Origin of the sequence: Dyadobacter jejuensis, from assembly GCF_003149085.1 — a bacterium.
Classification (GTDB): Bacteria; Bacteroidota; Bacteroidia; order Cytophagales; family Spirosomataceae; genus Dyadobacter; species Dyadobacter jejuensis.
In genome coordinates this window covers 1-4,107 of record NZ_QGDT01000035.1, presented here as the reverse complement: position 1 = coordinate 4,107, position 4,107 = coordinate 1, and the positions used below count along the sequence as shown (strand labels likewise).

The 4,107-nt window shown below is 42.0% G+C and carries 5 protein-coding genes; all 5 read right to left on the bottom strand.

All coding sequences use genetic code 11. The features are described from left to right. Window positions 1–1,934 (bottom strand): phage tail tape measure protein (locus CLV98_RS22900; RefSeq protein WP_109678436.1); only part of this gene is annotated, 1,934 nt, incomplete at its 3' end. A gap of 69 nt (window positions 1,935–2,003) precedes the next feature. Further along, window positions 2,004–2,537 (bottom strand): PIN domain-containing protein, encoded by a 534-nt coding sequence (locus CLV98_RS22895; RefSeq protein ID WP_109678434.1) that lies wholly within the window; start codon window positions 2,535–2,537, stop codon window positions 2,004–2,006. Further along, a complete protein-coding gene (locus CLV98_RS22890; RefSeq protein WP_109678432.1) occupies window positions 2,527–3,270 on the bottom strand; it encodes an ImmA/IrrE family metallo-endopeptidase in 744 nt (247 codons plus the stop codon). Before CLV98_RS22890 ends, CLV98_RS22895 begins: the two co-directional genes overlap by 11 nt. Then, window positions 3,242–3,610: a helix-turn-helix domain-containing protein gene (locus CLV98_RS22885; RefSeq protein ID WP_109678430.1), complete on the bottom strand. Its 369-nt coding sequence runs from the start codon at window positions 3,608–3,610 to the stop codon at window positions 3,242–3,244. The genes CLV98_RS22890 and CLV98_RS22885 overlap by 29 nt, the downstream gene beginning before the upstream one ends. A 194-nt stretch (window positions 3,611–3,804) precedes the next feature. After that, on the bottom strand, window positions 3,805–4,107 hold a 303-nt coding region (locus CLV98_RS23530), incomplete at its 5' end, for a hypothetical protein (protein ID WP_158281323.1).

The window sequence follows — 4,107 nt, the reverse complement described above, 5'->3', positions numbered from 1 at the left end:
GCGAGCTCCTTTTCCTTTGTAGCCTTATTGGCTGCGGCTATTTCAGCGGCCGTCTTACCCTCTTGTCCCTTTTTGTCAGATAAGTACTTGTCGTTGTCAGATTTTTGTTTGGCTAGACTCTTCTCATTTTCAGAACTAAGTAGCCCAAAGAAGGATCCTACGGCACTGGCAGCGTCTTTTACTGCTTGCCACAGTCGGTTGATGGCATTACGTGCGGTTTCCGAATTATTGTAAAGGGTAACTAGGCCACCCACGAACAAGGCTATTGCAGCAACCACAAGCCCAATTGGATTGGCCGTCATGGCCGCATTCATAAGCCATTGAGCGGCCGTTGCGGATTCGGTCCATATAAGCCTTCCTTTTTCAGCTGCAGCATGTGCCAGGGAGGATGCGGTGGCCGTGACCAAATTCCAGTTCAGGGAAACCATAGCCACTCCCAGGGCCGCAATCATTTCCTTATTTTCTCGTAGAAACTCCGGAACTGCACCGATACCTTTAATAAAGGCAATGACACCCGTTGTCACATTCAATAGCGCTGGCAATAGTGCCGCGCCCAATGTGGTTTTTAACTCGTCCAGGGCCTTTTCTTGCTTGGCGAGCTGGGCCGCTGCCGTGTTGTTCATGATCCCAAACTCCTTGGTTAGGCTGGTACCTTCTTTCATGGCCGTAGCGGCAAGTAGCTGCTTTTCACGAACCGTATCGGTTTGATCCGACAATAGGCTCATGACCTTGGTGGCCTCTTGGCTTTTGATACCCAGATCATCCAGGTTCTTAACCACCTTATCAGTAGGCATTCCCCTGAAGCTTTCGGCAAGCTTTAGAATGACCTCATTGGGGCTACTGTTGATTAGCTTGATAAACTCCTTTTCTGTCAGGCCTACTTGAGTGGCAAAGGTTGCGGTGTCTTTAGAGGCTGTAAGCAGGATATTGCTCAAGCCACCGGCTGAGATTTCAGCGGAGAGGCCCAGCTCCTGGAAGGCTGCACCCAGCCCCAGGGTCTCGCTAATCTGAGGGCTCAGGTTCCCGAGCTGGCCCATGCGCATAGCGAAATCCGTCACCACTGGACCAGTGGCCGTTCCTGCGGCACCTAGTTCATTGATAGCAGATCCGATATCGTTAATGGCCTTGCCGGCTTCCAGATCCTTGGTTTCCTTGAAAAGTTTGGAGAGCGTACCCATGGTAGAAGCTACTTCTTCAGCTCCACCGCTAAACTCATCGCCCAGGGCAACCACGGCTTTATCGACAGATTCTACAAAGCCCAGCATCTGGTCTTTTGCCACTCCGATCTGTCCTCCAACCTGGGCGATACCTAGGAGCTCGTCCTGGGCCGTTCGGGTGTCGATCTTGGCGATCTCCGTATTTAGGCTTTTAACCTCTTGCTCGGTCATCCCTGCAGCTTTCTGAATCCCGCCAAAGGCATCGCTCATCGTAGCCGCCATCTTGATCCCTTCCCTGGTGAAGTTGATCAGGGACTCCATAATATTCACCAGAGTAAAGGCAGAAAGAGCTCCAGTGATCCATTCCTTCATATTGGTCCAGGTGGATTTGCTTTTATCGGCTTCCTCCGTGACAGCACGAACGTCTTTTCTTACATTCGATAGCCTGGTATTGACATCCTGGAGCTCCTTGGTTTTTTCGATGTACTGATCAGTACCAGGTGTGAGGTCTTTAAGCTCCTTATTGAGTTGCTTATAATAACCTTCCAGCTGTTTGACGGTCATGCCAGCGGTGCCCATCTCTACTCTGGTCTTTTTAATGGACTCCTCCAGTTCCTTGATCTCGGCCTTGTTGTCTGTCCATTCCTTGGTGCCTCTGGTGAGCTCCTTTTGGGCCGTTTTTAGCTCGCCTAGCTTATTCTCCAACTCGCCTAGGGCATTGAGTGCCGGCTTGCCATTTACATCGAAGTTCCAGACGCTATTCTCTACTAAATTCATCCTATAACGTAAAAAGGTACGCTACTAAATTGCAGCGTACCTTTTTATGGGAGTAGGACGGGAATTGGATTATGTTATTCCTTTTTTCGATTTATAATCCGCTAAGGTTTTACAGAATAGGTGACTTCCCTTTGATGTTACATCGTAAATAAAACAATCGAATTCACTTTCATTAATGTGTTTTTCTTGGAATGCCATGTATAGTATGTCTAAAGTTGTGTAATATTTTATAGAATTTTCTTTACAATAATCATGGATATCTTTCGTATTGCTGCTGGCTAGAATTTTGTTGTCAAATTTGGCAATTGCCATACACATACTTTCACCCATGCCACCACGGAGATCTCTTCTTATACGATTATACTCTTTTAGTATTTGCAATTTTAGATTTGTGGGAACCTCATAAATCTGAACTTGTTTAAAAGTTAGCATGTTCTCTAGCGCTATTCTTGAATTGGGTTTGACATCCAGCTCGCTAATAACTTCCGGGACGACAAACAAGCTATTGCCGAAAATAATTTTAAGTAAAGATATTCTGCCACCATTACAGAAATGGATAATCACGTCGGCATCAATTAAAATAGCTTGATTACTAGATGTCATTTTCGGTTAAGTTCATGCCCAATCTATCCATAGTGGACAAATAGCTAATTTCTGAAATGATATGATTTTTGAATAAGATATCAGAAAGCTCGATCATGTTATTTGACAATAATATACCCGATCTTCCCTTTTCGTATAAAGACAAATCTCCACCATGCAATCTAGCCATATTTTTTACGCCACCAGATTTACTTTTTAACTCGTCTAACTCCCTTTTATAATCACTGTTAATAAATTCGAGATCACGTAAACGATTCAAAGTTGCTTCAAAAGAAACCCTAAAATAACCACTTATCTTAAATATTTGTCCAATTTCTATTTTTCCAGATTCAATTTCACCTTCTGAAATCATCTCCATTATTCCTGACTCAGGCATCAATAAATATACTGCAAATTTGTCAGCCATAAACTCTTCAATATCTTTCTTGTCAAATTTACCTGCAGTACTTGGTCTAGGTACAAAATCTTCCTGTTCATAAAGATGGTATAATTCATGAGCAATAGAAAAGTTTTGTCTTCCAATGGGCTGGGCAGAATTAATAATTAAGCCTAAATTACCTTCCTTCTTTAATGCCATCCCAGAAAAGTTTTCTGACATTTCAGTGAAAGTCGTAATTATCCCCTCTTTTATCAAAAAGCTATCGACAGGAAATGGATCATTACTACTGTACCCGAATTTTTGCCTAAACCGTGAAGCTTTCTTTTTAGCAAGCTCGGAATGTTTGTTTTTCATGCTTTTTTGATAAATGGTTTAGTCTGCAATAATCTTCAAAAATTAATTTGAATCCTTCTATTTTTAAAATATCGGATTCTGCAAGAGTAGAAGCTCTATATGCAAAAGCGAGATTATAATTAAAACTTTCTTTATTCTCTTCCAATAAGTCATCCATATCGACGCCAAAAAATCTGGCATACTTTTCCAAATCTTTGACTGGAACCGTTCTCTCACCATTTTCATAATATGAAATTACTGCTCTATTAATGCCCAAGAACCTTGACAAATCTTCCTGTGTCAGCTTCTTGGACTTTCTAATCTTTATTAGATTTTCTTTAATTATTTCATCAATATTCATGATTTCTAGGATTTGAGGTTTCAGAGTCGATTTTATAAAGGCTGTGCTTCAAACTCTTTTGCGGTTTTTACAAATTCATTTGTCATTGTTACAAAATCATTTGTATTTTTTACAAATGTAACACACAAAACGGCATTTCAATTCTTACATTGTCAAATTATTTTCAAAAGTCAAACAGTTGACATCCTTTCCATTCACTCCCTCTCCCAAACCGGCCTCTCATAAAACTCCTTAAAAGTTTGCTGAATTGCGGGAGGCAGTTTTTTTGATAAATAGTCTGATATTTCCTGATAGATTTCCCCTTTGTTTACATTATAAAACGGCTTTTTGCGGCGGGTGATGGTATTTCTATCCATCCTGGAGCGGCCCATGGCATAGGAGATCCGGTTTAGGGCACGTTCAGCGGTAATCTCCTTTTTATTCCGGTTAATAAAGTATCCAGGAACAAAGAGCTGGGTCTGTTTCCCGTTGATGGCAATGCTCTCGTTATTGATAAA

Bases quoted from the DNA above. Each gene is read 5' to 3' on its own strand.
- CLV98_RS22890 (WP_109678432.1), bottom strand. From the start codon at position 3,270: ATGAAAAACAAACATTCCGAGCTTGCTAAAAAGAAAGCTTCACGGTTT.
- CLV98_RS22895 (WP_109678434.1), bottom strand. From the start codon at position 2,537: ATGACATCTAGTAATCAAGCTATTTTAATTGATGCCGACGTGATTATC.
- CLV98_RS22885 (WP_109678430.1), bottom strand. From the start codon at position 3,610: ATGAATATTGATGAAATAATTAAAGAAAATCTAATAAAGATTAGAAAG.